Source organism: Bacillus sp. JJ1521 (assembly GCF_036965165.1).
In the GTDB taxonomy this organism is placed as follows: domain Bacteria; phylum Bacillota; class Bacilli; order Bacillales; family Bacillaceae_L; genus Ferdinandcohnia.
Genome location: NZ_JBALOX010000028.1, coordinates 57,496 through 58,843, shown reverse-complemented (window position 1 = coordinate 58,843; position 1,348 = coordinate 57,496). Strand labels below are relative to the sequence as shown.

Below are 1,348 nucleotides of genomic sequence, written 5' to 3'. Positions count from 1 at the left end.
GAAAGTGGAGAAAAGGAAAATGAAAACAAAGTGGAAATTTATATGCATGCTTCTTATAGCAATGATGATATTTGTTGCAGGCTGTTCAGGAGGAAAACAACAATCTACCTCCTCAGGGGATAAGCCTCAATCAGGTGGATCGGACAATCCATCAACAGAAAGCGAAACGATTAAAATTGGTTTTGTCCTATCCTTTACAGGTCCATTAGCTCCATTATCTGATGGTATTAAACAAGGATTCGAACTTTATTTAGAAGAACATGATGGGAAATTAGGCGGTAAAAAAGTAGAGCTTAAATTTGAAGACGACGAAGGAAATCCTCAAGTAGGTCTAAGAAAATATCGTCAATTAGTTCATAGTGAAAAAGTAGATCTTCTGGTTGGTCCTACTAACTCTTCTATCGCTCTTGCATTACGTGATGAAGTAAATAAAGATAAAATTCCTATGATTATACCAAACGCAGCAGCAGACGATCTAAATTGGGGTAAAAAGAGTGATTATGTATACCGTGTTTCTTGGTCTAACTGGCAAAATGGACATCCTCTCGCAGAGTATGTAGCGGATAATATCGGTAAAAATGCAGTTATCATGGGTTCTGACTTCCCAGCTGGTATTGAAGTCTTAAGATCCTTTAAGGCGGCTTATGAAGAAGCAGGCGGTACTGTATTAAAAGAACTTTATCCGAAATTAGGAACAAATGATTTCTCCACGTATTTACAAGAAGCATCTAGCTTAAAGCCTGATGTAATCTACTCTTTCTTTGCTGGTAGTGACGGAATTCGTTATATTCAACAATACGAAGAATTTGGTTTGAAAGATAAAATTCCAATGTCTGGAACTTTAGAATTTGGTGATTTACTAATGTTAGAGCCAACTGGAGATAGTTCGGAAGGATATCTTGCTGGAACTGTATACTCACCTTGGTTGGAAAATGATTTAAACAAAAAATTTGTTGAAGGTTATGAAAAGAAATACGGAAAGCTTCCTAATACGTTCTCTGTTAATGGATATGACTCAGCAACAGTTCTTGACAAAGCTCTAACTGCAGCAGGTGGCGTGGAAGCTGAAAAAGTAATCAAAGAATTACCAGGTATTTCTTATGATAGTCCACGTGGACCAGTTTCAATTGATGAAAAAACGCATAATGTCATTCAAAACTTCTATATCACGAAAAACGTTGTGAAAGACGGCAAGCTTGTACCTGAAATCGTTGAAACAAAAGAAAAAGTAACAATGCCAGAAAAATCACCATTTGAATAATGGTGAGTAAAAATTTCTGATTAACTAAATAAATGGGGCTGTCCAACAAGACAACCCCATTTATTAATTAAAGTGCGTGTTCAAAAA

1 protein-coding gene is annotated in these 1,348 nt (G+C 36.2%); it reads left to right on the top strand.

Annotated features, from left to right (window positions below):
- Positions 1-4 precede the first annotated feature (4 nt).
- A complete protein-coding gene (locus V7147_RS05280; RefSeq protein WP_335366816.1) occupies positions 5-1,261 on the top strand; it encodes an ABC transporter substrate-binding protein in 1,257 nt (418 codons plus the stop codon).
- Positions 1,262-1,348: the final 87 nt, after the last annotated feature.